Genomic DNA, 24,222 nt, shown 5'->3' with positions numbered 1-24,222 from the left:
CAGCGCGGCGTAAGCTATCACGGGCCGAGGGAAGAATGCTTCCCCGAGAAAATGAGGTGATGCATTTGAGCGAGCCGGTCGTGCGGGGGGAGCTGGCCCACCACCCGGAGGCGCCTCGGTTTGCGGCCGAGGTGCGGCGTGTCCACGGGCGTTACGCCGACGAGGTTGTCGCTCGCTACCGGCTCTGCCCGTTCATGCGCGACGCCGCAACCGGATTCGGACGCTTTTACGTCCTGCTCGATCGCGAGCCCGTCCTGGAGACGGCGCTGGCGGTCATGGAGGAGGCCGACTCCGCGGTGGTGCACCTGGTTTTCCCGTGCATCCATGCTCCGTCGCCCCAGTTCGAGCGCTTCGCGTCGCGCCTGGGTGAACAGCTGCGGCGGCGCCTCAGCCCCGCGCCGGTGCTCGCCGCGTTCCACCCCGAGATGGCGGGGGACGAGACGAACTCGCACCGGCTCGTCGGTCTCCTCCGACACGCGCCAGATCCGTTTGTACAAACGATTCCAGAGGGGCTGAACCATACTGGGACCGTCCTCGCGGGGGCAGGCGTCGAGCCTGCGGTCGACCCCGCCGAGGACAATTACCGACGCCTTGAAGGGGCAGGGATCGCCGCAGTCAAGATGAGGCTCGCGGAGATCATGGCTGATCGGGACTCGAGTTATGCGCCCTTCCTCGCGCAGCTCGGGCTCACCCGCCCCGGCCCGCGCTTCAGCCCGCTCCCAACACCGTAGCGCACGGGGGAAGAGCGCAAATGAAACACCTGCGAAACGCGCGCGAAACGCGTGTTGAGCGTGGTGATGGCCCTCGGCTCAATCCGCAGGCGAGCGGCGCGGCGCCGGGTCCGACCCGTCGGAGCCGGACCCGGCCTTGGCCTCGCGCTGCGCCATCAGCGGCATCAGGTACGGGAAGCCGGCCGCCATCGTATCGAGGTGGGGATCGATCTGGGCGGCCAGCCAGAAGAGGAGCACGCAAGCGCGCTCGACATAGAACCAGTCCTCCGGGTACTCGAACGACCGCATCAGCTCCTGGAGCTCACCGCGCTCCAGCTCGGGGTCCGCGAGCCGCTCCAGCTGCTCGGGGCGGGCGCGCATCAGCGCCGCCGGCGTGCGATCCCGGATCTTGAGCAGCTTCGCGAAGTAGGTCTTCACGGTCCTCTCGAGGAGCGCGTCGTTGCCCCCGGGCGCGACGAAGCCCATCCTCCGGAAGCCGCGCACGACCGCCGCGTCGTCCTGCGCGAAGATGCCCTTCAGGATGTCGAGCAGCCCGTCGATGAGCTCGTCCTGGGCCTCGCAGCTCGCGCCGAAGTCGAGGACGACGAGGCGAAAGCCGCCGCCCTCCTCCGCGCGCCGCGCGGCGACAAGGAAGTTCCCCGGGTGCGGATCGGCGTGGAAGAAGCGATCCGCGAAGAGCATCTTGTAGAAGGCCTGCACGAGCCTGAGCGCGACGTCCGAGGGCTCGACGCCCGCGCTCCGGAGCGCGTCGAGGCGGGTGATCTTGATTCCTTCCATGAAGGTCATCGTGAGCACGTCGCGCGTCGTGAGCTCGTGGATGACCTCCGGGAACGCGACGCCCGCGTCCCCCTCGAAATTCTGCGCCATCCGCTCCATGCACGCGGCCTCGTGCAGGTAGTCGGTCTCCCGGCGGAGCAGATCGACGAGCGACTCGTGCACCCGCTCGATGTGCCCCACCGGGACGAACCGCTTGTAGACGAGGATCGCGAGGCGCAGGACGCGCAGGTCGACGGCGATGATCCCGCGGATGCCGGGGTAGAGGAACTTGACCGCGACCTTGCGGCCGTCGCGGAGGCGCGCGACGTGGACCTGCCCCAGCGACGCGGCCGCGAGCGGCGCGCGCTCGATCGACGCGAACAGCTCGCCCGCAGAGCGGCCGAAGCTCGCGCGCAGCGCGGCCTCGAGATCGCTGAACGGGTGCGGCGGCACCTGGTCCTGGAGCTGCTCGAGCTCCTTGCCATAAGCACGAGGCAAGAAGCCGCCCATGATGGACAGCACCTGGCCGAGCTTGATGAAGACGCCCCGCAGCTGGAGCATGGCGCGCAGCAGGCGCCGGGCGTTGTTCTGATCGACGCGGGCGCGGCGCGCGACGAGCCAGCGAGGCGGCTCACCCGCAGGCGAGCCGCGCCCGAGGCGCCTCGCGAACACCCGCACGAGCCCCAGCTGAATGAGGTAGCTCGTCAGGATGACCGAGAACGCGAGCAGCGCGCGGAAGAGTCGGACGGCGAGCGTCATGTGCGGCAAAGCAGCCGCACCATGCTACCGCAGGGGCCGCGCGGGGCCAGCGGTGCTCGCCCTCGCCCGCCGGCGATGGGTGAATCCCGGCGAGGGGGCCGCCGCGGACCTCCGCCGCGCAGCGGAGCCCTCCGGCGAGCCGGGCAGGCTCAGGACAGCGAGTCCTTGATCGCCTTGATGGGGCGGGCGCGGACCGACTTGCTGGCCGGCTTGGCCGCGAACGTCATCGGCTGCTTCGTGAAGGGGTTGATCCCCTCGCGCGCCTTCGTCGCGGGCTTCTTGACGACGCGGAACTTCGCGAAGCCGGGCATCGTGAAGATGCCGTTCTTCTTGAGCTCCTTGTACGCGATGTCGGTCAGCGACTCGAGGATCGCCTTGACCTGCTTGCGCGAGATCTCGTTCTCGTTGGCCTCGACCACCGCGTTGATCAGCGCGCTCTTGCTGAGCGACGTGCTCTTCTTCCCATCCGCCTTCTTGGCCGCCATGTTCATTCCTCCTGAGGTTTGTGCCCTCTTGCGGGCCAAAGGAACCACAACGGCCGCCGCAGATCCAGTGTCGAATCGTCGATCGGAGCTACAAAAGAAGGGGTTTCATGCCCCGGGGGGCGCGCCGCTCCGCCGGAAGGACGGCCGGGGGGCCCTGGCACGGGCCGTCAAATCCGCGGGAAAACAGCTCAAATCGACCCTTCTTCAGGCCTCGCGCGCCCGCCGCGAGGGAGGTCGCATGCCGGGCGCTCGCCGTAGGAGATCACCCGAACCCCTTCCGTTGAAGGCGATCCTGGTCGCCCGGGCGGGCCTAGCGGCGGCTCACCGCCGAGCCCGCGCCCCACTTCCGCTTGGCGGAGAGGCCCAGGATCGTCAGCGACTGGGGCGCCTGCGTGAACTCGATGACGTCGCCGAAGCCGACGCTGACCGAGTGGATCGGCCCGTCGAAGAAGAGCTTCGCGTCGTGCGTCTTGCTGCGCACGACGAGCGAGGCGCCCGGCTGGATCAGGGCGTGACGGAGGCGGTACTCCTCGCCGTGGGGGGTGTAGGGCTCGCGGACGACGAGCTGGAGCCGCTTCGACGTGAGCGGCAGGACGCGCCCGCCCGCGGAGCGCTGCGCGGCCGTGGACCCGGCCGCAGGACCGATCCAGAAGCCGCTCGACTTCTGCTCCTCCTCGGCCCGGCCGAGCCGGAGCACGTAACGCGACGTGGCCGCGGGGGAGATGTGGCAGAAGAGCGCGTCGTTCAGGACGCGCCCCGTGGCGAGCTTGTCGTTCACCGTGACCTGCATGCGGGTGAGCACGGTGCTGCGGAGCGAGCCGCTCAGCGCCCCCGCGATCGCGTCCGCCGCGTCGCCGCTCGTCGCGCCGCAGAAGAAGCCGACGGAGTGGCCCGGCGCGCTGTTGATGCCGAGGATCGGCACGTCGCCGACGTTGTGGGACGCGCTGAGCAGCGTCCCGTCGCCGCCGACCGTAATCACGAGGTCGAGCTCGCCCGCGTCGAAGGACTGGGCCGCGCTGGCGACGACATCGATCTGGACCCCGAGGTCGTCGAGCGCCGCCTTGACCTCGCGCACGGTCTGCTCGTGCGCCTCGTGCGACGCCTTGAGGCGCGCGACCGCGGAGTCGCCGGCCTCGATGAGCCGCGTGATGCGCGGATCCTTCCGCTCCTCGCGGTAAATCTTCCAGGCGGAGCGCTTCACGACGAGCGCGACGCGGGGCGGACGCCGCGGCGCGGGCGCGGGGGATCGTTCCGCCATCAGAGCTCCGCGAGGCGCCGGAGCGCCACCTCCGTCTTCGCGTCCTCGATCACGCCGCGCCGGGTGAGCTCGATCGCCTCGTCGAGCGGGACCGCCGCGATGGCCGCGAACCGCTCGAGGGGAGAGCCGTCCTCGAGCGGCGTCCCCTGGCGAGCCGGGTCGACCTCGACATGAAAGAAGAAGTGCCGCTCGCCCACCATGCCCGGCGCCGGGAACGTCGACGGGCCGAGCGGGTGGAGGTCCGACGGAGGCACGTCGAAGCCGACCTCCTCGAGCAGCTCACGCGCGGCGGAGCGCTGCAGGCCCTCCGGGCTCCGCTCGTCGAGCTCGACGAGCCCGGCGGGCAGCTCCCAGATCGCGCCGAGCGTCGGCGCCTCCGGGATGGGCCACGCCTCGGGCGGGCGGGTCGCGGCCGGAGGCCGGAACGCCGAGCGGAGGAAGACGTGACGGCGCCCGTCCGCGCCGCGGTAGTGCGGGGCGATCACCACCGCGTCGAGGCGCGCGCGATCGACGCTGTCGTAGGTGAACGGGTCGCTCAGCGAGCCGTCCGGGAACTCGACGCGGAACACCTGGCGTCGCACGTTGAGGAAACCAGGGCCGTCCAGCGAGGGGACCGTCCGGACCAGCTTGAGAGCGAGCTTCGGGAAGGGAGGTAGCCGCATGCGTCGAGGCGCAAAGCATAGCGCCAAACGGCCGCCGATCGCGATGCGCCTCGTCCCCGCGCCCGGCGCGACCTCGCCCCCCGCGCCCGGGGGGCCTCGGGCTCAGCGGAGCACGAGGACCCAGACGTCGTAGAGCGCGTGGGTCCAGACGGCCGGCGCGAAGCCGCGGAAGACGTAGATCGCCGTGAGAACGAGCCCGCACACCATGCGGAACACGAAGGAGGGGAGGTTCCAGGGATCGCCCAGCGACCCGACATAGTGCCAGCCGGAGAAGACGGCGGCGGCCACGACCGCCCAGCCGACCATCAGCACCACCCCCTGGACCCCCCTGCCGAAGAAGAACTTGATCCCGAGCGCGCCGAGCCCGTAGAGGCCGGCGCGGAAGGCGATCTCCTCGTAGAAGCCGGCGCCGAGCGACATCACGACCCCGGTGAAGATGTCGTTCGACGCGGCGGGCGGCCCCAGCCGGAGGGAGCCGACCACATAGGAGCCGGCGAAGCGCATCAGGATGGCGTAGAGCGCGCCCTCGGCGGCGAGCAGCGCGAAGCGCCTCGTCTGGAGGGCGTGGCCGCGGCCGAGGATGGAAAGGACGAGGACGAACGCGGCCCCGACGGCGACGGTGAGGCCCGCGTAGAGCGGGAGGCTGTGCTTGGCCAGCGCGCGGAGCTCGGCGGTGACCGGATCCGCCGCGTTGCGGATGGGGAGGAAGGCGACGCCGAGGTGATACAGGACGAAGATCGGCATCGTCAGCGCGAGATCGGTCAGCGCATCGCTCTTCGCGGTGGGCTTGTCGCCGGCAGGGGCCGCCCCCGGCCGGGCGAGCTCCGGTCCGGCGCCGAGCATCAGGACGGCCTCAGGCGGTACACGATCACCAGCACCTCGGCCGACCACATGACGACGTTCAGCACGAAGGGCGTGTCCCGGAGGATCTCCTGGGTGGGGCTCTCCGACCTCGCGCTGCCGGCCACGAGCTGGAGGAACCGGATCCCGCCGAAGAGCGGGTGGATCGCCGTGAGCCAGAGGTACGGGTTCTGGAAGAACCGCTGCGTGTCGTGGTCGAGCGTGTACGCCAGGTAGGTGGCGAAGGTGGCGAGGCCCGTCACGGCGAGCGCCGCCGTCAGGGCGGAAGGCGAGTAGCCGTCGAGCGCCGCGCGCTGCTTCGAGGCGTTGGCCGAGGCGAGCTCGTGGCGGCGCTTGCCGAAGCCGAGGAAGAGCGCGAGCAGCGCGGTGCAGGCGATCATGAAGCCGGAGAGCGGCGTCCTCGTCGCGAAGCCGCCTGCGAGCACGCGCAGCACGAAGAAGATCGCGATGCAGCCGACGTCGAGGTAGGCGATCTTCTTGAGCCGGAACGAGTAGGCGACGTTGAGGACGTAGTAGCTGGCGGCGACGACCGCGAAGAGCGGCGGGCCGAGCAGGCTCGCGCCGAGCGCGATGACCGCGAGGCCGACCGCCATCGCCTTGGCGACCGGGATCGGCACGCGGCCCGAGGCGATCGGCCGGAAGCGCTTGACCGGGTGGACCCGATCGGCCTCGACGTCGACGATGTCGTTCAGGATGTAGACGGCGCCGGCGAGCAGGCAGAAGATCGCGAAGGCCCCGATCGCGCTCGTGATGATCGAGGGGTGGGTCAGGTGCTTGGCGAACACCACGGGGGCGAGGACGAAGAGGTTCTTCACCCACTGGTGGGGCCGCATTGCGCGGACCATCCCGCGCACACGCCAGAGCAGCGTCCCCTTCGGCGAGTCGGGCAACAGGGGCGGCTGCGCTATCAAGCCGCCCGAGGGGGGCCCGCTCTCCGGCGGACGGGAGCTCGGCACGCCGGCGCTCCGCGGAGGCGACGACGGAGGCTTGCCGGCGAGGACGGAGCTCACCGAAGCGGGCGAGCCGCCCTGCTCGGCAGGCGCCGGCGCGTCCGGCGCGCCCGCATCCGGGCGAGCCTCGGCGCCGGGCGCCTCCTGATCAGGGAAGCCTGCGGCACTGTTGCGAAAAAAGGGCCCCGAGGCGGTCACGGCGCGCGGAGCATACTCGGGCGCCCTGGTCCCGGCCATTCCGCGGCAAGTTAAAAGCACAGGGGGCGCTGGCGCCCGGGACCGACGAAACCGAGCGCCAGCGGCAGCGCCGAAGCCCCTCCACCCCTCCAGGCCACGAACCGGGAAGAACGTGGCGCAGCGCACCCGGTCCTGCGGCCTCGCGGTGAGGTCGCGAATCTGGGTTCGCACCCGCCAGCCCGGCTCGTGGAACGCAAAATGCGCATCCCCGCAGGCGCGCCGTGACCTCGTGCTACCATCGCCCCCGATGACATCAGCGCTCTCGGTCGCGCGTGAAGCTTCGCCTCTTCTCCTGAAGCTTCGCTCTGCCGTGGAGCAGGCCCTCGAAGGGAAGCCAGAGGCGGTCGAGCTGGCGCTCATCGCGCTGCTCGCCCGGGGCCATGTCCTCATCGAGGACGTCCCCGGCGTCGGCAAGACGACGCTGGCCCGAGCGCTGGCCAAGGCCGTTGGGGGCGAGCTCCGTCGCGTTCAGTTCACCAGCGATCTCCTGCCGAGCGACGTCCTCGGGGTCAGCGTCTTCGACCAGCGGCTCGGGCAGTTCGTCTTCCGGCAGGGGCCGATCTTCGCGAACGTGCTGCTCGCCGACGAGATCAACCGGGCGAGCCCCCGGACGCAGTCGGCGCTGCTCGAGGCGATGAACGAGGGGCAGGTGTCCATCGAGGGGACGGCGACGCCGCTGCCGTACCCCTTCTTCGTGCTCGCGACCCAGAACCCGCAGGATTTCGCGGGCACGTTCCCGCTGCCGGAGTCGCAGCTCGACCGGTTCATGGTGCGGATCCGGATCGGGTACCCGCCGCCGCAAGTGGAGATGCGGCTGCTCCTCCAGGGCGGCGAGCCCGACCGGGCGCGGAACGTGCCGCAGATCATCGATCCGGCCCAGCTCGTCGCCCTGCAGCGCGAGGTCGATCGCGTCGAGCTCGACTCGTCGCTCGCGACCTACCTGCAGGCGGTGCTCACGGCCACGCGGTCGAGCCCGACCCTCTCGCTGGGCGCATCGCCGCGCGCCGGCATGAACCTGGCGCGCGCGGCCCGGGGGCGCGCGGTCCTCTACGGACGCTCGTACTGTATCGCGGACGACATCCACAACCTTGCGGTGGCCGTGCTGGCGCACCGGGTCCGGCTCTCGGCCCACGCGGAGGGCTACATGCCGACCCGCGACGAGTGCGAGGCGGCGGTGCGTGACCTCGTGGCGCGGGTGCCGGTCCCCCTCTGAGGGGTGGGCGATGGGCGCAGAGGACAGGGAGCGGGGATCTCTCAGCGGCAGCTCCCGCGGCGCAGAGCGCGCCGGCGCAGCGGCGCGGAGCGCCGTCCGGCCGAGCAAGCCGAGGCGCGACAGGCCGCTTGTCGAGCAGCGCCCGCTGCTGCCCCCGCGCGGGGACAAGGCGTCGTTGTGGACGAGGGTCCTGCTCTTCCTGAGGCCGCCCCGGAAGCTCAAGTTCACCCGGGAAGGAAAGTACTACCTCGGGATCACGCTGGGCGTCGGCTTCGCGGCGATCAACACGGGCAACAACCTCCTCTACCTGCTGCTCGGGATGCTGCTGTCGCTGATCGTCGTCTCCGGCGTGATGAGCGATCTGTCGCTGCAGCACCTCACGGTGACCCGGCGGCTCCCGGCCCGCGCCCAGGTGGGCCGGGCTCACCTCGTCGAGATCGAGGTCTACAACCACAAGAAGCGCGTGCCGTCGTACGCGATCGAGGTCGAGGATCTGCGCGCCGGCCAGCCGGCCGACAAGCGCTGCTTCTTCCTGAAGATCAGCCCCTCCAGCGCGCAGGTGGCCGCGTACCGGCGGACGCCGGCGAGGCGCGGCCGCGACCGGCACACCGGGTTCCGCATCGCGACCCGCTTTCCCTTCGGGCTGTTCGAGAAATCGAGGGAGGTCGAGGCCGAGGGCGACCTCATCATCTACCCCGCGGTCGATCCGGTCCGGCTCCCCGTCGAGGACGCGGGCCGGCGCGAGGGCGGCGCGAGCCTCAGCGGGCGCGGGGGCGGCGACGAGACGTTCGGCCTCCGGCCGATGCGCGAGGGGGACGATCCGCGCGACATCTACTGGAAGAAGAGCACGATGCGCGACCAGCTGGTGCTGCGCGAGCGCACCCGCGAGACGCGACCGGACGTGCAGATCGTCGTCGACACGGTGCGCCCCGCCGGGGAGGGCGACGCGTTCGCGCCGACCTTCGAGCGCAGGATCCGCGAGGCGGCGTCGCGCGCCGTCGCCCACGTCAAGCGCGGCGACGCCGTGGTCGTCGCGACGACGCTGGGCGAGCGGGTGCGCGGCGATCGCAACATCGGCTCCGACGCGATCCTCCGCTTCCTGGCGCTGCTCGATGCGGTCGACGACGGCCGGGCGCCCGAGCGCAACGCCCGCGCGCCGCTGCGCCAGGGATCGAGCCCGAGCCCGAGCAGCGGTGAGCGCCGCGCCGGCGCGCCGAGGAGCGCGTCGTGAGGTTCGGGATGGTGCACCGGGTCATGACCGACGCGCTCGCGGCGCTCGGCGTCATCGCCCTCGTCGCGAGCGGGCAGTTCAACCGCTACGTGAGCTGGGCGATCCTCATCTGCCTCGGGCTCGCGCTCGTCGTGCGCGAGTCGTGGCAGCGGCACCCGGCGCTCCGCCACCTCGACACGGGCATCCTGCTGGCCGTCATCGCCGTCCAGGTGGTCCGCATCGTCGCCACCGACGCGAGCGTGCTCGACGTGCTCGTGGAGTTCGCCGCCGCGCTGCAGATCATCCGGCTCGCGACGCGCAAAGGGGCGGCGCACGACCAGCAGGTCATCGTGCTCGCGCTGCTGCACCTCATCGCCGGGACCGTCCTCGGCGGCGGCATGGGCTACGGGCTGTGCTTCCTGGGGGTGCTCGTCGTCGCGCCGGGCGCGCTCGTGCTCAGCCACCTGCGGCGCGAGGTCGAGGGCAACTACCGGCAGGGGGCGCGCGACCGGACGGGGCTGCCCGTGGACGTGCCGCGCATCCTGCGCTCGAGGCGGGTCGTCGGGCGCTCGTTCCTGGCCGTCACCTGCCTGCTCTCGGTCCCGATCTTCGCCTTCACCGCGCTCCTGTTCGTGATCTTCCCGCGCGTCGGCCTCTCGCTGCTCCTGCTCAACCGCGGCCACACCGGGCGGATGATCGGCTTCTCGGGCAAGGTCGACCTCGGCGCGGTCGGCGTGCTGCGCAGCGACCCCAAGCTGGCGATGCGGGTCGAGATCCCCGAGCTCCCGGAGCCGCCGCCCCCGCGCCTCACCATGCACCTGCGCGGCACCGCGCTCGACGCGTACGACGGCCGCACCTGGACCCAGAGCGAGATGTTCAAGCGCCCCGCGGAGAGCGACGGGGGGCTCGTGCCGATCGAGCGGTACCCGGACCCGGCGGTCGACCCGGTGATGCGCATCGATCTCGAGCCCATCGATCCGCCCGTGATCTTCCTCCCGCCGAACGCGACGGGGCTCCGGCTCAAGCACCGCGGGCAGCTCGGGGTCGACGCAGGCACGATGGCCTACCGCGGGCCGGAGGGGGAGCTCAGGTACCAGCCTACGGACGATCGCGGGCTGGTCTACGACGTCTTCCTGTCGCGGAAGCGGGCGCCGACCTTCCAGCGCCTCCCCGGCGCCGAGCGGAGGCGCTACCTGGAGCTCCCGAGGGATCTGCCGTCGCGCGTCGTCGATCTCGCGCAACAGTGGACGCAAGGCGTGGATCGTCCGGCCGATCGGGCGCGGGCGATCCAGGAGCACCTGCGCACGGAGTACCGGTACGACCTTGCGTCGCCGTCGGGCGCGGACCCGCAGCCGCTCGATCATTTCCTGTTCGAGTCGAAGCGCGGGCACTGCGAGTTCTACTCGACCGCGATGGCCATCCTGCTGCGCGCGGTGGACGTCCCGACGCGCAACGTGACCGGCTTCGTCGGCGGCACCTACAACCGCTTCGGCCGGTTCTATGCGGTGCGCCAGGGCGACGCCCACTCGTGGGTCGAGGTGTACCTCGACGGCGAGGGGTGGATGACGTTCGACCCGACGCCGCCGGCCGACGCGGCGCCGAAGAGCGAGCTGGTCGGGGCCTGGGCGTACCTCCGCGATTTCATCGAGGCGACGAGCCAGCGCTGGGACAGGCACGTCGTCGGCTACGACCTGAACCAGCAGGTGGGCCTGCTCCAGACGCTGACGTCGCGCTACCGGAGGTCCGGATCGAGCAGCGATCTTTCGCTGTCGCGCCCGCGGATCCTCGCCGTCGCCGCCGTCGCGCTCGCGCTGGGCGGCGGCGTGCTCTACTGGCGCCTCCGCCGCACGCGCCGCGGGCGCGAGGAGCGCCGCGCGGACGCCGGGCGCACCCCGAGCGCGATCCTGGCGACGGCGCTCTACGAGAGCCTGGAGGCCGCCATGCTCGTCCAGGGCGTGCCGCGCCCGCCCAGCCTGCCGCCGCTGCGCCACGCCGAGGCGCTGGAGCTCGCGGAGCACCCGCTGGCGCGCGAGATCCTGACGCTCACGCAGGTCTACCTGCACGCCCGCTTCGGCGGGGCGACGCTCTCGGAGGACGACAGCCGCGACTTCGAGCGGCGGGTCAAGGCGCTGCGCGGGGCGGAGCGGCGAGCGCGCTCTGCGAGCGAGAGCGGGCTCGCCGCGTCGACCTGATCGCGGCCGAGGAGACGCGCGGCGCGCCCGGAGCCGCGGCGCGCGGGCCACGCGGGTTGCGCCGCGCGCGCTGCTCCAGCCGCGCGGACCGCATCAACGGCGGCGCAAAGGTCGCTTCGCGATGAACGCCTGCCGGATACCGGCGACGGCGCGGCGGCTCGGGCCGCCGGAGATGAACGGATCCTCGGGCGCGAGCTCACCCAGCCGGTCGAGGAACGACTGCGCCACGACGCGCTCGCCGAGGAGGCTCACGACGTCCGACTGGCTTCGCATCGTGGACGCGAGGACGGCCGCCGTCGACGTGTCCGGCACCGCGGCGATCGAGAGCGACTCGAGCACGCGCCTGAGCGGCACGATCGACTGCGCCGTCGCCAGCTTGCGATCCGAGGCGCCGAGCGGCTGCGGGGCGTACTCGAGCCAGATGCCGGCGACGTTCAGGTGGCCGAGCAGCTTCTTGGACCAGCGCGGATCGAGCTCCACGTGGAGCGGCCGGACGTCGGCCAGCGTGGAGAGGGCGAACTCGCCGGGCTCGCCCGCGAGCGCGAAGTCGCGCAGGAGCGGCGCGAGCTTGCGCTCGTCGGCGAGCAGGCTCGCGGCGACGTGGCCGCGATCGAGCAGCGGGATCGGGACCACGAGGACATCCGGCCGCTCGCCGCGCGTGATCCGCGCCGCCCACACCCGCCACGTGATCGCCGGGGATCGCACGAGGATCGCGGACCCGGGATCGAGGCTCCCGTACGCCTCGTCCGTCCAGACCTCGGCGGCCGTCTGCTCGCTCCGATCGGCGGCGAAGCCTGCCTCTTCGCTCGTCAGCGCGACCAGCGTCAGCTGGAAGACGACGAGCAGCGCCGCGCCGCTCCGCGAGAACGGCACGCGCGTGTGGAGCAGCGCCCGCACCGCGGCGTGCGCCCCGAGCGCCGAGCCGACGGCGATCGCCGCGACCGCGAGCGAGCGCAGGGGGGTGAGCGGATCCGCGGAGAGCACGCCGGCAGCCCGCGCGGGCAGGAGGGTGTCGAGCGCGAGCAGGACGAGGAAGGGCGCGACGAGCCACCGCGCGCGCGGGCGCAGGAGCGAGAGCGAGAGCCCGGCCGCGGCGACGAGCAGGGAGACGACGCCGATCTCGCGGCTCCACGCGGCGAGCGCCGTGGTGCGGGCGCTCGCGACGTCGAGGGCGGCGAGGCTGCCGGCCGTGAGCGCGCGGCCGATGTCGGCCCAGGCGCGCGGCGCGAGCGGCCTGAGCACGAGCGGCGCGAGCAGGAGCGCGGCCGTGAGCGCCCCCGCGCCGGCGGCGGCGCCCAGCATGCGCCGGGGCGGGCCGCCGGCCGTGGCCTCGGCGGGGCCCCCGCCCGCGCGCTGGGCGCCGCCGCGCGCGAGGAACATCGCGTACGACGCCGCAAAAGCGGCGAGGCCTGCGGGGGGGCTCTCGGCGAACGTGGCCCCGAGGAGCGCGCCGAGCGCGATCCACGCGCGCCCGGCGTGCCGCGCCTGCTCGGCGCACGTCGACGCGAGCGCGAGCGTCACGAGCGCGCAGCAGGTGCCGATCATGGCGCCGCCGCCGACCGTCGCCTCGCGCTGCCAGGTCGGCGACAGGGCCGCCGTGAGCACGGCGATCGCGGAGAGCACCGAGGCGAGCCGCGGGCTCACGGCGCCGCCGAGCGTGTCCGGCGCGGCGGGCGTGGATCGCGCGCCGGCGGGGGTCGGCTCGGCTGCGCCGCCGCGGAGCTTGCGCCAGAGCGAGAGCCCCGGGAGGGGCGCCGGCCGCGCGGACTCCAGGAGGAGGCGGCGGACCATCCCGTAGAGCAGGCGCGACGCGAGCGCGAGCGCGAGCGCCGATCCGAGGGCGGTGCGGAAGGTGCGGGAGCCCAGCGGGAGCAGGCTCAGCGCCTGCGAGAGCGCCGTCGACAGGCCGCCGCCCACGCCGACCGCGACGAGGCCGAGATCCCGGACGGCCGTGAGATCTTCCCGCCATTGCCCGGAAGAGGCGGCGCGGCCCAGCGACAGCCCGAAGGGCAGCGCGGCCGACAGCAAGGCGAGCGACCGATCGAGCCAGCAGCGTTTCTCTCCGGAGCCCACCGAGCGGCCATGCCAGATCGGTCGCGGCCGGGCCAAGTTCCGGCGCACCCCGGCGCCGCGCGCGGTTCGGCGGCGGCGCGGCGCGCGCGGGGCCGATCCGCGCGCGCAGGGCGCGGAGGATACGGAGAGGCGGTGAGCGGCGACCTGGGCTAGAGTCGCCCCTTCCACGGAAAATCGGAGGTCGGCTCGTGTCCCGTTTCATCGATGAGCTCAAGAGGACGCACCGCTGCGGCGATCTGCGCGAGGCGGACATTGGCAAGCAGGTCGTGCTGTTCGGCTGGGTCGCGCGGCGCCGCGATCACGGCGGTTGCATCTTCATCGACCTCCGCGACCGCACCGGCGTGACGCAGATCGTCTTCGATCGCAGCTACCTCGAGGCGATCCGGAAGCACGGCCTGAAGGTGGAGGAGAAGGACCTCGTCGACGCGCACGCCGCCGCCGAGCGGGCCCGATCCGAGTGGGTCATCGGCGTCCGGGGCGTCGTGGTCAGCCGAGAAGGCAACGTGAACGACAAGATCGACACGGGGGCGATCGAGGTCTGGGTCGCCGAGGCGACGATCTTCAACAGGGCGGAGACGCCGCCGTTCGAGATCGCGGACGAGATCGAGACGCGCGAGGAGATCCGCCTGCAGCACCGGTACCTCGACCTGCGCCGCGCCCCGCTCCAGCGGGCGCTGCGGATGCGCCACGAGATCAACCGGACGACGCGCAATTACCTGTCGGACAACGGCTGCCTCGAGCTCGAGACGCCCTTCCTCGTGAAGTACACGCCGGGCGGGGCGCGCAACTTCCTCGTCCCCTCGCGGATCTCGGCCGGGAAGTTCTACGCGCTCGCCGAGAGCCCGCAGCTCTACAAGCAGCTCTTCATGGTCGCGGGCTTCGACCGCTACTTCCAGATCGTGAAGTGCTTCCGGGACGAGGACCTGCGCATCGACCGGCAGCCGGAGTTCACCCAGATCGACGTCGAGCTGTCGTTCGTGAACCAGGACGACGTCTTCGGGCTGATGGAGGGGCTCGTCTTCGCGGTGTTCAAGGCCGCCCTCGGCAAGGACCTCACCGAGCTCTACCCGACCGGCCGCTTCCCGCGCATGCCGTACGCCGAGTCGATGCGCCGCTTCGGCAACGACAAGCCCGACCTCCGCTTCGGGATCGAGCACACCGACCTCACGGACCTCATCATCGAGCACAACGGCGGCGGGGTGCCGTTCTGGGTCGAGCTCGCCGAGAAGTTCAAGTCGGGCAAGCTGCGGCGCGACCTGCCCGCCGAGATCGTGAAGGGGCTCGTGATCCCGGCGAGCGCCAACCTGTCCCGCCAGCAGACCGAGGACCTCGAGAAAGGGCTCCGCGACGTGAAGGGCTTCCGCGGCCTCGCGCGCGCCAAGCTCGCCGAGGACGGCTCCTGGACGCAGTCGCCGCTCACGAAGTCGATCACGCCGGAGCTCCGGCAGAAGCTGAACGAGGTGCTCGGCGCCAAGCCGGGCGACGTCCTCTGCTTCCAGTTCGGCAAGGAAGCCGTTGTGCACACCGTGATGGCGAAGCTCCGCATCGACGTCGCGAAGAAGATGGGGCTTATCCCGGAGTACGGGCATGGCGACCAGTGGAGGTTCCTCTGGGTGACCAACCCACCTCTGTTCGAGTTCGACGAGGACACGGGGCGCTGGGCCGCCGCGCACCACGCGTTCACGCGGCCGATCGACGAGCACGTCGCGCTCCTCGAGAGCGATCCGGCGCGCGTGGAGTGTTACCGCTACGATCTCGTGCTGAACGGGTTCGAGATCGGCGGCGGCTCGATCCGGCTGCACGATCCCGAGGTGCAGGCGCGCGTCTTCAAGACGCTGGGCATCGACGAGAACGACGCGCGCGACAAGTTCGGGTTCCTCCTGGACGCGCTCCGCAGCGGGGCGCCCCCGCACGGCGGCATCGCGCTCGGCATGGACCGGCTCGCGATGCTGCTCAGCGGCGCGCCGACGCTCAGGGACGTCATCCCGTTCCCGAAGACCAACCAGGGCACGGATCAGATGACCGGCGCGCCCGTGATCGTCGACGCCGCGCAGCTCACCGAGCTTCACGTGAAGACGGCGGTCGCGGCCGCGGACGCCCGGCAGGGCGCGACGGGCACCGGCAGCGCCGGCGCCTGATGCCAAGTCGGGGGACGCGCGCGCGATCGGGCGCACCTCCGGCGGCGGCGGCGCGGCGGCGCGGCGGGCCTCTCGCCGGTCGCGCGCGCCGCCGCGACCGCGCTCGCTGTGCTCTGCCTCGCCACGCGTGGCCGTCCGCGTTGGCCTTTATGTTTGCAGGCCGCGCACTTCTGGTAGGGTAGGGCCTGTATCCTTCGCCATGGCCTCCCCGGCGCGAGTCCTCGTTGTCGATGACAGCCCGACCATCCTGAAGGTCGTCAGCGCCATCCTCGCTCGCAATGGGTTCGACCCGACCGTGGCGCGCGACGGGCTCGCGGGGATCGAGCTGGTCAAGAAGGGGCCGAAATACGACCTCGTCCTCCTCGATTTCGTGATGCCGAGGATGAACGGCTACGCCTTCTGCCGGGAGCTCCGCTCGAACCCGTCGCACCGCAACGTGCCCGTGGTCCTGATGAGCGCCAAGGGCGACAAGCTCAGGGGGCAGTTCGTCCAGCAGACCGGCGCCGTCGACGCGATCACCAAGCCGTTCGACGCACGCGCGCTGGTCGCGGTGATCGAGGGCGCGCTCTCGAAGGCGGCGGAGGGGCGCGCGCGGCCCGTGCCCGAGGGCGCGAAGATGCCCGACGAGGACACGATCGCCGAGAGCGTGCGGCCGAGCCTCCTCGCCAGGAACATGCGCCAGCGCACCGGCGCGGAGTTCGCGCAGCAGCTGTCGACGGTGATGACGCCGGCGATCATGAGCCTCTCGCCCGAGGCGCGGACCAACGAGGCCGCAGTGATGCAGGCGGTCGCCCGCGTGATGACGAGCGAGGTCGTCTCCAAGCTGACCCTGACGCTCCGCGACCTCGACGATACGCCCGCGGACGCGAAGGAGGTGATGAGCGGCGACGTCTCGGCGATCCCGCTCGCCGAGATCCTCCAGCTGCTCCAGATGCAGCGGCAGACGGGCGTGCTCCGGGTGACCACGAACCGCGCGTCGGTCACGATCTCGCTCCGCCAGGGGCTCATCGATCTGGTGCAGGCGCGCAACTCGTCGGACGAGTTCAAGCTGGGCCGCTACTTCATCGAGCGCGGGCTCCTGACGCGGGAGCGGCTCGAGGCGCTGCTCCGCGCGAAGCGGCCGCACGCCCTGCTCGGCCAGGTGCTCGTGGAGGCCGGCGTCGCGACGAACGACGACCTCATCGCCGTGCTGGAGCGGCAGTCGAGCGAGCTCATCTACGAGGTGCTGCGCTGGCCCTACGGTCGCTTCTCGTTCACGCGCGAGCCGTTCCGCCCCGAGGTCGAGCAGGCGCACCTCGGCCTCCCGGTGTCCGCGCTGGTCCTCGAGGGGTTCCGGCGCGTCGACGAGTGGCGGCTCATGGAGGGGACGATCAACTTCGACCAGGTGGTGGTCGTCGACCAGGTCGCGCTCGACGGCGTGGGCTCCGGCAAGCTGACGCGCATCGAGCAGCTCGTGCTCGGCGCGGTCAACGGCTCGCGCACGGTGAACGAGGTGATCAAGGAGAGCGCGGTCGGCTCGTTCGACGCGATCAAGACGATCTACCAGTTCCTCCAGTCGCGGGTGCTGAGGACCAGGGCGGCCTGAGCGCCGCGGCCGCGAGGGCCACGCGGTCCCGCGTGAGGCCCGCGTGAGGCCCGCGTGAGGCCCGCGTGAGGCCCGCGTGAGGCCGCGACGGCGCGATGACCACCCACGCGCTGCTCGCCGCAGCGGCGCGCTCGAGCGCGGCCCGCATCACCCGCGGGTCGTCTGTTTGTGTTCGCGTGTTCGCGTGTTCGCGTGTTCGCGTGTTCGCGGTGCTCAGGCCGCCGCACGACGGGCGTAGCGCTGAGCGTTCTCGCGGCGGAGAGGGCGGGATTCGAACCCGCGGATCAGTTTCCCGATCGCACGCTTAGCAAGCGTGTGCCTTCAGCCACTCGGCCACCTCTCCTGGTACCCAGGATGGTCCACCCGCCCCGTGCTCAGCGCAGGAGCAGCGCGGACCTCGATGCATGACGATAGAAAGAACGCTGGCTCGTCCGACGCTCGGCGCGGCGGCGAGGGAGCGGCAACATACCAAAGAGGTTGTCGCCGTGCACAAAAGATCGTGCAGGGGGATGCCGGTAGCGACGGATCCCGAGCGGGCGGGACGGACGGCCCGGGAAGCGGGCTGCCAGGCTCGTCCTTTGGCGCTCGGATCGGCCGATCACCGTCGGGCGAACGGGGAGCGCTGAACGCGCCGGGACAGCTCCGGTCGCCAGGATCGCGCGTCCGTCATTGCGGCACCACGTAGGCCAGGGCCAGCAACACGGCGCCGAGCGCTGCGCAGACCCCCCACGCGCGGGCCGCGCTGCGGGCCAGGAAGGCGAAGCACATCGCCGCGAGCCAGAGCGGTACCACGAGCGAAAAGCCCAGCGCGGACCGCGTGTCCTCGGCGAGCGGCGCGAATCGCGCGAGACACACGCTCGCCAGGACGGCGAGCGGCAGGGTCCCGATCAGCGCCGCGAGCACGCGCAGCGCGGAGTCGAGGTGGGCGAGGCGTCGGCTAGCCATGGCGCGCTCCGAGGAGCGAGAGCGCGGCGATGGCCGGCGGACACAGGAGGGCGAGGCCCCAGACGGCGCGCGGCCAGACCGGCGCGAGCAGGACGAACGCGCTCGCGGCGCAGAGGAGCGTCGCGAAGGGGACGAGGAACGCCGCGACGCCGGCCTCGGCTCGGCTCCACAGCCACACCGAGAGCGAGAAGAAGGCGGCGGCCAGGACCCGGGCCGAGGCGCGCCATTCGCGCCTCGCGCGCAGCCGCGCCGCGACGCCGAACGGCAGGCGCTCCGGCCGCGCCCCGTGGAGCAACGCGAAGGCGAGATACGCCGAGAGGACCGACGCGGTCTCAACCATGGGACGCCGTCTGCCGCCTGGCCACGAGCCCTGCCCCGCCGTGGGCCAACGAAGGCTGCGGCGCATGGCGCGTCACCAGCAGCCGCGCCGCAGGTCGCGAGGTCGCCCGGCGAAGCGCCCACGCAGAGGCGCAGAGCGCCGCGGCCGTGAGCAGGAGCGCGACATCGACGGCGACGACGGCTCCGAGCTTCGGCCCCGCGCCGAAGAGCCCCGCCCCCGACCAGCGCGTCGCGAGCGCGGGGACCGGCAGCAGCAAGAGCCCCGCGAGCCCGAGCTGGCGCGACCAGAGGCGCCCGCCATCACGCGCGGCGAGCGCCCAGGCGATGCAGAGCACGAGCACCCCCAGGAACGTCAGCTCCTCGGCCGTCGCGCGCGCGCCCCAGTCGAGCGGGAACGCCCGGCTCACCAGGAAGAGCGCCGCTGTCGCGACGACGGTCCCAGCGCCGAAGCCCACGGTGAGCCGCGCGAGGAGGCGGTTGCCGAGGCGCTCTTGCCGCGCCTCCCGTCGAGCGAGCCAGATCCAGTTGCCGGTGAGGATCGTCGCGCACGTCGCCAGGGCGAGCACGAAGAACAGGATGCGAAGCGTGGTGCCGCCGAAATCGGCGTAGTGGAGGCCATAGATCCAGCGAAACACGTCGCTGCGCGCGCCCTCGGCGCCCGGCGCGTCGAGCGAGAGGACCGCTCCGTCGATCGCCCGCAGCCGCATGCGCACGCTGCCACGCGTGAACGGGACGCCCTCGAGCGAGCCGCGGATATCGACGGTCCCGCTGTCGAGACCGAGGTGCCAGATACGCAATCTCTCGGGCACGAGCCGGGGCTCCGCGGCGCGCGCGCGGGCCATGAGCTCGTCCAGCGTCAGGCCACGAGCGGGTGTCCCCTGCGCCGGCTCGTCCGCGAAGGACGCCCCCCAGGCGGAGAGGTCCGCCCGCGCGGCGTCGCCGCCGAACACGGGGCCCGTGAACACCCCGACGAGCACCCCCAGGAACACGATGAACGCGCCGGAGTACGCGTACAGGAGCTGAAACGGAAGGCCTATCACGCCAAGCACCTTGTGCATATCCGACCACAGGACACGGCGCGTCTTGTCCGGCCGGAACTGATGAAACTGCCGGACGATGTCCTTCAGGTGGATGAGCACGCCGGTCGCCAGCGCGAGCAGGAGCGCGACGCACAGGAGACCGGCCACATAGAACAGCCACACTCCGGTCGCTCGGTGCCAGAGGTAGTGCAGGTCGTAGAGGAAGTCGGACAGCCGCTCTCGCTCGGGCACGAGCCCCTCGTGGACCCACGCCGTGACCGCCTCGCCCTGCGAGAAGTAGAGTAGCCGCGCGGCGCCCAGCCCACCTTCCGGCACGTCGAACCAGAGCTGCTCCGGCGTCGTCCCCGCAGCGGCGAGCCCCTCATCGAGCGTGGCCTGGAGCCCTACCTGCTCGACGGTGGAGCGCTGCTGGGTCAGGGGCTCCTCCCACACCGCGAGCTGCCTGCGGAAGAGCGTGATCCCCCCCGACAGGAACATCACGTAGAGCAAGAGCCCACCTATCACGCCTGCCCATGCGTGCACGCTCCAGAAGGTCGTGAAGGCATGGCGGGAGAGCTTCTTGGCCATCGCGAGTCACCCTGTTCCCTCGCGCGGAGCGCCGCGCGCCGCGCGAGATTATCTCACCTTCGCCAGCCCGTGCAGGTATCCCGGCGTCTTCAGGCCGAGCTTCGGGCCGCCCTCGGCCGTGAGCTCGATCAGCGTGCTCTCCGTGGAGCCGCTCCCCTCATCGATCGTGAAGACCCGGCCGTCGACCTCGAAGAAGGAGACGTTCGCGGGCGAGGGGGCCAGCTCCCCGACCGCCGTGGCCTCGTTGGTCGCGGTGTCCCACCGCCACCAGTGCCACGCCGGCTGGCTCGTGACTCCTGACGTCTTGGTCTCCTCCTCGATCGTGGCGAGCTCCGGTTCGAACACCCGGAGGAAGAGGCTGTCCCCGCCCGCAGGGATGGGATCGCCCGCGATCGCGCCGTCCGAAAGCTCGCTCAGGAGCAGATGGAAGTCCGGGTCGAAGGCGTCCGCGTCCTTCAGGATGCGCAGCGCGCAGGGCTCGGACTCCAGGCGCTCGAGGTGATAGGCCGCCCCCGCCAGCGCCGAGCTCACGAAGTAGGCGTCGCCGGAGGCCGTCTCGATGGGCTGCGTGATCCCGCCGCACCGGTCGTCGACGTCGAACCGCACGACGGTGTCCGTCTCGGTGTCGATCGCGATGAGCCCGGTCTCCGGAAGAATGGTGTCGGTCGTCTTCCAGTCGAACCACCCCACCGAGATGAGCAGCGTCTTGCCGCGCAGAACAGACCCGTATCCGTACAGCGCCAGGTAGCCCTCGCGGTGCGTGTCCGGCAGCGGGATCGTCCCTTCTACCTCCATCGTCGTGGGGTTCCACACGACGATCTGCTCGCCCGCGCGATCCGGATGATAGACCTTCGTCGACGAGATGAGGTAATTCGTAGGCCAGAGGGACTGCACGCCGAAGGGCTGGAAGCTGATCGAGTCTCCCTTGACCAGCTTGTTGGAACCATCGAGCGTGTAACGCGAGATCGTCGGCGCCTCGGCCTCACCGATGCCGAACCAGCCCAGCCCCTCGAACGCGAACAGCCGTGCCGATCCGGGGATCTCGAGCGCCTGGGACGGGTCGACCTCCGTGCCTGGCTCGATCGACGGCAGCACGTGAAAGTAAGAGTTGGTCGCGGTGTCGTCCCAGACGCGCGTGGCGACGATGAACGCGTCGCCGCCGTCCTGCCCGCCGCCGCCGCCGCCCTGCCCGCCGCCACCGCCGCCCTGCCCGGCTCCGCCCTGCCCGCTGCTGCCGCTGTGATCGACGGGGTTCGACGTCTCGTCGTCGCCGCAGCCGCTGCCGAGCACGCCGGTCAGGAGCACGAGCACGAAGGCCGTCGCGCTCGTTCGGGTCGATGACCGCTGCTTCCGCTGAATCACACTCATCCGTGTCTCCTTCTGTCGTGCGAGCGAAAGGGCTCACCTCGACATCGTCGTCATCACATCTCCAGCGTCGCCTTGGAGAACAGCGTCCGCCCGGGTCGCTGGATACCGTAGAAATCGAAGGCCCGCTCGTTGGTGAGGTTGTGAGCCTCGATGGTGAAGCTCACCGTGCGCGGCTCGTCGCGCGCGACGTAGGTGAGCGCGAGCGAGTGCAGGAGCTGCGAATCCACCTTGGCCTTGGACTCGGGCTGCCCCCAGTTCTCGAAGCCGAGGTAGAACCCGTGCACGTAGCGCGTATCCCAGGTGAGCGAGATCGCGTCGCGCGGCGCGACGACCTCCTGGAGCTGCACGCGCGCCGAGCCGTTGGCGAAGAGCCACGGCCGGTTCGGCAGCCGTTGGCCCTCGGAGCCAGCGAAGTTCCCTTCGTCGGACACCTTGCGAAAATCGTCATAGGTGATGTTGCCGTCGAGGGCGAGGTGCTCCCCCGGCGACGTCCAGCCGGCGGCGGCCTCGACGCCCAGCGACCGTGCCCCCGAGACGTGGATGTACTGGATCGATTCCGTGCGGTTGTTCAGCACGATGAGCCGCTCGACCGCGCGGACGAACCCGTTCGCGTCGAGCCGCCACGCGCCCCACGCGGTGTCGCGCGCGTCGATCGTGAAGCCGAGGTTCCCGTTGTGGCTCGTCTCGGGCTTGAGCGCGAGGTTGGAAACGATCATCATCCCGTCGCCGAACACCTCGACGGGCCGCGGGAGCCGCGTCGTCCACTCGTACGACGCCTTGGCGTAGAGCCATTCGGAGAAGCGATAGCGGAGGCCATCGCCGACGCCGAGGCGGTGGGTGTCGCGCTCCCGCTGGTCGAAGTACCCGTGCAGCCCCGGGAGGCGCCCCGTCATGCGGAGAAGCTGCACGTAGTCCTTCACGAAGGAGCTGTTCTCCAGGCGATCGTCGAGCAGGTTGAGCTGATGCTCGACGCCGAGCACCAAGGTGAACAGGCTGTGCGCGCCCCTGAGCTGCTCGCGGGCATCATTGTCCAGCCTGCGCTCTTCTGCCGTGCGCGTGATGAACGTCGGAGACACGGAGAGCTGCAGCGCGTGCTCCGGGTGGGGCCGATAGCGGAGGTTCAGGCGGCCGAGACCGCTGTGCTCCAGGAACACCCGATCCCGGGGGGACGTCTCGTCCTCGCCTGGATTGGGGCGCTTGCTGCGGCAGCGACCGAACCAGTCGTAGTTGCACTCGCTGACATCGAGGAAGGTGGCGCGCCCGTACGTGTACCCGACGAGCGCTTCGAGCGCGACGCCGCGGCCGAGCCCTTGCTCGTACTGGAGCGTCGCCCCCGGCGCGGTCTCGCCGTTCGTGACCTCGCCATAGGGCGTCTCCATGACGCCGAACTTGTGCTGATGCTCCTTGTCGTAATCGGTGACGTAGGCGCGCAGGAGCAGGCGCCGCGCCCAGGGCCGATTGACGAAGCCGACCTCGGCGCTGGCGCCCGCCGCCCGGTAGGCGTCGTGGAATCGGCGGACGCGGGTGAGCTCGGAGTCCCTGCGCCCGGTCTTGAAGTCCACCACATGGACATCCACCGGATAGTCGTTCTTCGCGTAATCGAAGAAGCCGCTCACGCGGGTGAAGAAGCCGCTCGGCTCGTGCAGGTGCCGCGCCGAGAGCGTGAGCCGGTGGGTGTCGTAGGAGCCGACCTCGTACGACGCCGCGCCATGGGTGCCGCGGACGTCTCGATCCGTGACCAGGTTGACGGCCCCGCCCAGCGCGTCGGCGCCGAAGCGCACCGGGACCACGCCGCGGTAGATCTCGACGCGCTCGACCAAGTTCACAGGCACGTTCGAGACGCCGAACGGGTACCCCGCGAGATCGAGCGGCACGCCGTCGATGAAGAAGCGTATCTGTTCGTCCGTGAGGCCGTTCAGCGAGAAGCGCGCCCAGGAGCCGAGCCCCGCGCTCTTCCGCACGCCGACGCCCTGGGTGCGGGCGAGCACCTCGCCCATGTCCGCGGTCCTCCGCTGCGCCTCCTCGGTCTCGATGACCGTGACCGCCTGCGCGGATTGCCGGAGGCGCTCGGCCATCGCGGCGCCGCGCACGGTCACCTCGGCGGGCGCTGCGCTGTTCGCCGGGTCGGACCCCGTGGCCGGCGGGGGAGCTGCGTCGTTCGCCGGGTCGGGCCCCTTCGCCGGCGAGGGAATGGTCGCCGCCGCGCCCGTGGCCGCGACCCCGCTTCCCCCCGTCGCCGAGGGGGAGGGCTCGGCTTTCGGCTCCTCGGGGAGCCGGAACGCGTAGCTGTAGAGGATCCGTGCAGCGACCGGCGTGCCGTCCCGGCGCGCCGGCGTGAAGCGGGACCGGAGCACCGCCGCGCGGGCGACCTCGTCGAAGCCGTCGCCCAGCGGGCTCGTGACCTCGGCCTCGGTCACGCGCCCCGCCGCGTCGATCAGGAGCTTCAGCACGACCGTGCCCTCCCGTCGTGCCGCTCGGGCCGCCTGCGGGTACTCGGCCTCGGCGAGCTCGAGGAGCTGCGGCGGCTCGATGCGGGGGCCCCCTCCGCCGGGCGGTGAGCGATCGAGGCCCGGCGAGCCAGCGACGGGCGCGCTCACGGTCGGCTCCCGGTCCCCCGCGGCGCGCTCGGGCATGCCTTCGTCCTGCGCGTGCGCTGGTGCCTGCAGGCCAAGCAGCAGGAAGGTCAACACGCCTGCAAGCGGGCCTCGAAGCGCGAGAACACCTCGCGCCACCGCGTCCATCTTGAACCCGGCCCGCGGCTCGGGACGCGGCGGTTGGGGAACCGAACTGACAAACATGTCCGGAACTTCCGGTACCCAAGATGAAAACAGAATTCAATTTCATTCGTCGATG

The 24,222-nt window shown here is 71.5% G+C and carries 18 protein-coding genes and 1 tRNA gene; 6 read left to right on the top strand and 13 right to left on the bottom strand.

Going from position 1 to position 24,222, the window contains the following annotated elements:
• Nucleotides 1–59: 59 nt before the first annotated feature.
• On the top strand, nt 60–731 hold the full coding sequence (locus WMF39_RS44805) for a hypothetical protein (RefSeq protein WP_437742547.1): 672 nt from the start codon (nt 60–62) through the stop codon (nt 729–731).
• Nucleotides 732–809: 78 nt separating this feature from the next.
• Here the strand turns inward: WMF39_RS44805 and WMF39_RS44800 are convergent, their stop codons facing one another.
• From WMF39_RS44800 to WMF39_RS44775, 6 genes are all read right to left on the bottom strand, one after another.
• Nucleotides 810–2,246 (bottom strand): ABC1 kinase family protein, encoded by a 1,437-nt coding sequence (locus tag WMF39_RS44800; protein WP_437742546.1) that lies wholly within the window; start codon nt 2,244–2,246, stop codon nt 810–812.
• Between the two features lie 149 nt (nt 2,247–2,395).
• On the bottom strand, nt 2,396–2,731 hold the full coding sequence (locus WMF39_RS44795) for an HU family DNA-binding protein (protein WP_012240887.1): 336 nt from the start codon (nt 2,729–2,731) through the stop codon (nt 2,396–2,398).
• Between the two features lie 310 nt (nt 2,732–3,041).
• Nucleotides 3,042–3,989, bottom strand: a complete 948-nt coding sequence (locus WMF39_RS44790; RefSeq protein ID WP_437742545.1) for an NAD(+)/NADH kinase — start codon at nt 3,987–3,989, stop codon at nt 3,042–3,044.
• The gene (locus WMF39_RS44785; protein WP_437742544.1) at nt 3,989–4,651 is read right to left on the bottom strand and encodes an NUDIX hydrolase; all 663 of its coding nucleotides are present in this window, start codon (nt 4,649–4,651) and stop codon (nt 3,989–3,991) included. Before WMF39_RS44785 ends, WMF39_RS44790 begins: the two co-directional genes overlap by 1 nt.
• Nucleotides 4,652–4,753: 102 nt before the next feature.
• Nucleotides 4,754–5,494 carry a CPBP family glutamic-type intramembrane protease gene (locus tag WMF39_RS44780; protein ID WP_437742543.1) on the bottom strand — a complete coding sequence of 247 codons (741 nt, stop codon included), beginning with the start codon at nt 5,492–5,494 and terminating at the stop codon, nt 4,754–4,756.
• Nucleotides 5,494–6,468 carry a decaprenyl-phosphate phosphoribosyltransferase gene (locus WMF39_RS44775; RefSeq protein WP_437742542.1) on the bottom strand — a complete coding sequence of 325 codons (975 nt, stop codon included), beginning with the start codon at nt 6,466–6,468 and terminating at the stop codon, nt 5,494–5,496. Before WMF39_RS44775 ends, WMF39_RS44780 begins: the two co-directional genes overlap by 1 nt.
• Nucleotides 6,469–6,946: 478 nt before the next feature.
• Here WMF39_RS44775 and WMF39_RS44770 point away from each other — a divergent pair, with 478 nt between their 5' ends.
• The 3 genes from WMF39_RS44770 to WMF39_RS44760 are packed head-to-tail and all read left to right on the top strand — an operon-like array spanning nt 6,947 to nt 11,314.
• Nucleotides 6,947–7,912, top strand: a complete 966-nt coding sequence (locus WMF39_RS44770; RefSeq protein ID WP_044967114.1) for an AAA family ATPase — start codon at nt 6,947–6,949, stop codon at nt 7,910–7,912.
• Nucleotides 7,913–7,922: 10 nt separating this feature from the next.
• Nucleotides 7,923–9,143: a DUF58 domain-containing protein gene (locus tag WMF39_RS44765; RefSeq protein WP_437742541.1), complete on the top strand. Its 1,221-nt coding sequence runs from the start codon at nt 7,923–7,925 to the stop codon at nt 9,141–9,143.
• A complete protein-coding gene (locus tag WMF39_RS44760; RefSeq protein WP_437742540.1) occupies nt 9,140–11,314 on the top strand; it encodes a transglutaminaseTgpA domain-containing protein in 2,175 nt (724 codons plus the stop codon). The genes WMF39_RS44765 and WMF39_RS44760 overlap by 4 nt, the downstream gene beginning before the upstream one ends.
• Nucleotides 11,315–11,407: 93 nt before the next feature.
• Here WMF39_RS44760 and WMF39_RS44755 read toward each other — a convergent pair whose 3' ends face one another.
• On the bottom strand, nt 11,408–13,387 hold the full coding sequence (locus WMF39_RS44755) for a hypothetical protein (protein ID WP_437742539.1): 1,980 nt from the start codon (nt 13,385–13,387) through the stop codon (nt 11,408–11,410).
• Between the two features lie 188 nt (nt 13,388–13,575).
• On the opposite strand from WMF39_RS44755, the gene aspS reads away from it, so the two are divergent.
• Nucleotides 13,576–15,525: an aspartate--tRNA ligase gene (gene aspS / locus WMF39_RS44750; RefSeq protein WP_437742538.1), complete on the top strand. Its 1,950-nt coding sequence runs from the start codon at nt 13,576–13,578 to the stop codon at nt 15,523–15,525.
• Between the two features lie 199 nt (nt 15,526–15,724).
• On the top strand, nt 15,725–17,110 hold the full coding sequence (locus tag WMF39_RS44745) for a DUF4388 domain-containing protein (protein WP_437742537.1): 1,386 nt from the start codon (nt 15,725–15,727) through the stop codon (nt 17,108–17,110).
• Nucleotides 17,111–17,366: 256 nt separating this feature from the next.
• On the opposite strand, the gene WMF39_RS44740 is transcribed toward WMF39_RS44745, so the two are convergent.
• The 6 genes from WMF39_RS44740 to mxcH form a co-directional block, all read right to left on the bottom strand.
• Nucleotides 17,367–17,453, bottom strand: a tRNA-Ser gene (locus WMF39_RS44740).
• A 323-nt stretch (nt 17,454–17,776) separates the two neighbouring features.
• Nucleotides 17,777–18,055: a hypothetical protein gene (locus WMF39_RS44735; protein WP_437742536.1), complete on the bottom strand. Its 279-nt coding sequence runs from the start codon at nt 18,053–18,055 to the stop codon at nt 17,777–17,779.
• Complete coding sequence (locus WMF39_RS44730) at nt 18,048–18,395, bottom strand: hypothetical protein (RefSeq protein WP_437742535.1); 348 nt, start codon at nt 18,393–18,395, stop codon at nt 18,048–18,050. Before WMF39_RS44730 ends, WMF39_RS44735 begins: the two co-directional genes overlap by 8 nt.
• Nucleotides 18,388–20,001, bottom strand: a complete 1,614-nt coding sequence (locus WMF39_RS44725; RefSeq protein WP_437742534.1) for a PepSY-associated TM helix domain-containing protein — start codon at nt 19,999–20,001, stop codon at nt 18,388–18,390. Before WMF39_RS44725 ends, WMF39_RS44730 begins: the two co-directional genes overlap by 8 nt.
• 48 nt (nt 20,002–20,049) lie before the next feature.
• Entirely contained in the window at nt 20,050–21,369 is a 1,320-nt protein-coding gene (locus WMF39_RS44720; protein ID WP_437742533.1) for a hypothetical protein, read from the bottom strand.
• A 53-nt stretch (nt 21,370–21,422) separates the two neighbouring features.
• Nucleotides 21,423–24,002 (bottom strand): TonB-dependent siderophore myxochelin receptor MxcH, encoded by a 2,580-nt coding sequence (mxcH, locus tag WMF39_RS44715; RefSeq protein WP_437742532.1) that lies wholly within the window; start codon nt 24,000–24,002, stop codon nt 21,423–21,425.
• Between the last annotated feature and the right edge of the window lie 220 nt (nt 24,003–24,222).

It is taken from the genome of Sorangium sp. So ce1504 (genome assembly GCF_051521635.1).
Classification (GTDB): Bacteria; Myxococcota_A; Polyangia; order Polyangiales; family Polyangiaceae; genus Sorangium; species Sorangium cellulosum_B.
Note: the sequence above shows the minus strand (reverse complement) of the source record. Positions and strands in the feature narration are given on the sequence as shown.

What these genes read in the sequence shown, in the direction of transcription:
- WMF39_RS44805 (WP_437742547.1), top strand. Translation starts at nt 60, where the DNA reads ATGCATTTGAGCGAGCCGGTCGTGCGGGGGGAGCTGGCCCACCACCCG.
- WMF39_RS44800 (WP_437742546.1), bottom strand. Translation starts at nt 2,246, where the DNA reads ATGACGCTCGCCGTCCGACTCTTCCGCGCGCTGCTCGCGTTCTCGGTC.
- WMF39_RS44795 (WP_012240887.1), bottom strand. Translation starts at nt 2,731, where the DNA reads ATGGCGGCCAAGAAGGCGGATGGGAAGAAGAGCACGTCGCTCAGCAAG.
- WMF39_RS44790 (WP_437742545.1), bottom strand. Translation starts at nt 3,989, where the DNA reads ATGGCGGAACGATCCCCCGCGCCCGCGCCGCGGCGTCCGCCCCGCGTC.
- WMF39_RS44785 (WP_437742544.1), bottom strand. Translation starts at nt 4,651, where the DNA reads ATGCGGCTACCTCCCTTCCCGAAGCTCGCTCTCAAGCTGGTCCGGACG.
- WMF39_RS44780 (WP_437742543.1), bottom strand. Translation starts at nt 5,494, where the DNA reads ATGCTCGGCGCCGGACCGGAGCTCGCCCGGCCGGGGGCGGCCCCTGCC.
- WMF39_RS44770 (WP_044967114.1), top strand. Translation starts at nt 6,947, where the DNA reads ATGACATCAGCGCTCTCGGTCGCGCGTGAAGCTTCGCCTCTTCTCCTG.
- WMF39_RS44765 (WP_437742541.1), top strand. Translation starts at nt 7,923, where the DNA reads ATGGGCGCAGAGGACAGGGAGCGGGGATCTCTCAGCGGCAGCTCCCGC.
- WMF39_RS44745 (WP_437742537.1), top strand. Translation starts at nt 15,725, where the DNA reads ATGGCCTCCCCGGCGCGAGTCCTCGTTGTCGATGACAGCCCGACCATC.
- WMF39_RS44735 (WP_437742536.1), bottom strand. Translation starts at nt 18,055, where the DNA reads ATGGCTAGCCGACGCCTCGCCCACCTCGACTCCGCGCTGCGCGTGCTC.
- WMF39_RS44730 (WP_437742535.1), bottom strand. Translation starts at nt 18,395, where the DNA reads ATGGTTGAGACCGCGTCGGTCCTCTCGGCGTATCTCGCCTTCGCGTTG.
- WMF39_RS44725 (WP_437742534.1), bottom strand. Translation starts at nt 20,001, where the DNA reads ATGGCCAAGAAGCTCTCCCGCCATGCCTTCACGACCTTCTGGAGCGTG.
- WMF39_RS44720 (WP_437742533.1), bottom strand. Translation starts at nt 21,369, where the DNA reads ATGAGTGTGATTCAGCGGAAGCAGCGGTCATCGACCCGAACGAGCGCG.
- mxcH (WP_437742532.1), bottom strand. Translation starts at nt 24,002, where the DNA reads ATGCCCGAGCGCGCCGCGGGGGACCGGGAGCCGACCGTGAGCGCGCCC.